This is a genomic window from uncultured Boseongicola sp. (assembly GCF_937988555.1).
Lineage (GTDB): Bacteria > Pseudomonadota > Alphaproteobacteria > Rhodobacterales > Rhodobacteraceae > Boseongicola.
The window spans coordinates 1-2882 of record NZ_CALJXO010000300.1 but is presented as its reverse complement, the minus strand read 5'-3'; the positions used below and the strand labels follow the sequence as shown (position 1 = coordinate 2882).

At 56.1% G+C, this 2882-nt stretch carries 3 protein-coding genes and 1 pseudogene; 1 reads left to right on the top strand and 3 read right to left on the bottom strand.

Features of this window, described 5'->3' with window-relative positions; all coding sequences use genetic code 11:
• The 3 genes and pseudogenes from Q1B15_RS17760 to Q1B15_RS17750 all read right to left on the bottom strand — a co-directional run.
• Positions 1 to 835: EAL domain-containing protein (locus Q1B15_RS17760; protein ID WP_299756235.1), on the bottom strand; the 835-nt coding region annotated here is incomplete at its 3' end.
• Positions 836 to 1012: 177 nt separating this feature from the next.
• Positions 1013 to 1450, bottom strand: a complete 438-nt coding sequence (locus Q1B15_RS17755; RefSeq protein ID WP_366141744.1) for an OmpA family protein — start codon at positions 1448 to 1450, stop codon at positions 1013 to 1015.
• A pseudogene (locus Q1B15_RS17750) lies at positions 1448 to 1687 on the bottom strand (YMGG-like glycine zipper-containing protein); the annotation flags it as partial. The gene Q1B15_RS17755 and the pseudogene Q1B15_RS17750, both read right to left, overlap by 3 nt.
• A 221-nt stretch (positions 1688 to 1908) precedes the next feature.
• On the opposite strand from Q1B15_RS17750, the gene Q1B15_RS17745 reads away from it, so the two are divergent.
• Entirely contained in the window at positions 1909 to 2688 is a 780-nt protein-coding gene (locus Q1B15_RS17745; RefSeq protein WP_299756233.1) for a glucose 1-dehydrogenase, read from the top strand.
• Positions 2689 to 2882 lie beyond the last annotated feature (194 nt).

Here is a 2882-nt window from a genome sequence, read left to right as displayed (position 1 = left end):
AGTCGAGAAACTGCGGGAAGAAGATCTTGTCCTGAAGTGAGCTGGATGAAATGTTGCAGAACATACGCGCGTCGTTTTCTGATTCCATCAGCTTACGAATGATTTGCACTGAACGGAACAAAAGCAAATTATCCACCGTCGACATCAGGCCCGCATCTTCGGCAACCCGAAGATAGTGTCGCGGCATTAGTATCTCGCCACTGTCTGCTCTAAGTCGGGTCAGCGCTTCATAGAAACGCAATCGGCGCTGGGGCAGCGAGACAACGGGCTGCAAATATAAATCGACTCGATTTTCGGCAAGCGACTCGCGCACCGCCGTCAACAGTTGTTCGTCTGTCGCGCGATCAAACGCGCTGGGATTGGCTTTGTCGAACTTGCCAACCTTCCAGTCTTCATTTGGAATTTCATTATTGTCCGCGACCCGATCCGGCATCACGGCTTTTTGCCGTTCGGCAGTCCGTTCGGCAATGCCGCTGGCAAATTGCTGCACCAGGCTTTCCAGGACTTTCATTTCGGATGTCAGCCGCCGATTGCGGACATCCCCTACGCCCTGCACACGGCCGTCCATGTCGTCAAGGCGTTCTGCCATGGCTTCAAGGTCTTGCTCGGATGCCCCAAGCGCCTGTCGCAGCGTCGCGATCTCACTGCTCAGGACCGCATTTTCCTGTGCTCTGTTCAGGGTCCCGTGAATTTGCGCGGCGAAAAGGAAGAATACGGCAGCTGCCAACCAGCCCACGACGGGCTCAACCCCTGCAAAGGCCTGCAGCCCCATAGAGAGCGCCAGGGCGATAATCACATAGGATCCGATGACAAAAATATTGGTCAAAAAGGACATTTGGCGCGCACTCCCCCAGGGGCCCTGGCCGAATAGCTGTTTCCCCGAATAGCGCCAGTCTGGGGCGAGCCTGCTTTCCAATCTGTTAACCAAACCAGAGGGGTCCGCATCGCGCACAAGAAAAAAGGGCCGAGCGCAATGCGCCCGACCCTTTTCCGAAGCCAGAATAGCGGAACTTTAGTAGTTCCGGTCGTTGGTATAGGGCACGATCTGGATTTCCACACGGCGGTTCTGCGGCTCATTCACATTATCGCCGGTCGGAATCAACGGCTGGGTTTCCCCAAATCCGCGAACGATCAATCGGCCCGCCAGAACATCGCGAACGATCAGTTCTTGCGCCACTGATTCGGCACGGCGTTCAGAAAGATCCTGATTGTATTCACGGCTGCCCACCGTATCGGTGTGGCCATCAACGTAGATGTAAGTGCGGTTGTAGTGGTTCAGCACCGTTGCCACAGAATGCAGGGTACGCCGAAAATCCTGCTTCACCTGCCAGCTGCCGGTGTCAAAGGTAATGTTCGACGGCATGATGAGCTCAATATAATCGCCGTTGCGGTAGACCCGCACGCCCGTGCCCTCAAGCTCACGTCGCAGCTCAGCTTCTTGCTGATCCATATAGTTGCCGATGGCCCCGCCCGCGAGGGCACCGATGCCCGCGCCGATCAGCGCGTTCTTTGCGGCTTGGTCACCGCTGGAGGTGTTGGTTAGTGCGCCAACGATCGCGCCGCCCAAGGCACCAATAATCGCGCCTTGCGTGGCACGGCTGGTACGCTGTTCACCCGTATAGGGGTCGGTGGTCGTACAGCCGGCAAGCAAGACCGCCGCCGCCGCCAATGTCAGTACTTTTTTCATGGAGGTTGTCCTCTTCTCCCAAATCTTTTGCCCGTCACACCGGCTCAAGGCAAAAATCGCCTGAGGCCCTTTAAATATAGTGCGTTCAGGCCTTCACAAGTGCCCGCCTGTGTTCATACGCTACACCTTGCAGATTCCTGCGCAAGATCGCTTTGCGCCACGTCAATCCACCGGTCACGATTGCCCGCGCCGGTCGTTAACCACAAAAGGAGCGTCACCACATGACTCTGTTCGACCTGTCGGGGAAAGTCGCCGTTATCACTGGATCCACCAAAGGCATTGGCAAAGCCATCGCCTACCGTCTGGCCGAACATGGCGCGAAAGTGGTTATTTCAAGCCGCAAAGCGGACGCGTGCGATGCGGTTGCAAAAGAAATCAACGCCGCCCACGGAAATGGCGCGGAGGTTGCCATCCCTGTGCCTTGCAACATTTCTCACAAGGAACAACTGAAAAATCTTGTGGATCAGACCAACGCCAAATGGGGCCAAATTGATGCTTTGATCTGTAATGCCGCGGTGAACCCTTATTTCGGCCCTTCCATTGATTGCCCCGACGACGCGTTTGAAAAAATCATGCACTGCAACGTGCAAAGCAATTTCTGGCTGTCAAACATGGTATTGCCGCAAATGAAGGAGCGCGGCGATGGGGCGGTCGTCATCGTTTCTTCCATTGGAGGCTTGCGCGGCTCATCCATGCTGGGCGCCTACGGCATTTCCAAGGCCGCCGACTTCCAGCTTGCCCGCAACATTGCGGTGGAATACGGCCCGCATGGAATTACCGCCAATGCCATTGCGCCGGGACTGGTCAAGACCGACTTCGCGCGCGCCCTTTGGGAAAACCCCGAGATCCTGAAGGCCTCTACGGCGAACGCCCCGTTGCGGCGAATCGGTGACCCCGATGAGATCGCCGGCATGGCCGTTTTTCTGGCCTCAAAAGCAGGCAAATTCCTTACCGGCCAGGGCATTGTGATCGATGGCGGCGTAACAATTGGCGGGAATTAAGCTGCCCGAAACCACAATCGAGGTTTCCGGGGGCTGAAAAGGTGCTTCTGACTGTGAATTTGCCGCCAATCGGGTTAGAAAATGACGGGTTGCGACCCGCGATAACAATAGAAGCGACATTATACGCCGCATGACACAAAGCTCCGTTTCAGCCCTCACGACCGGAGATGCCGGAAGCCTTATTGGTATCCGCC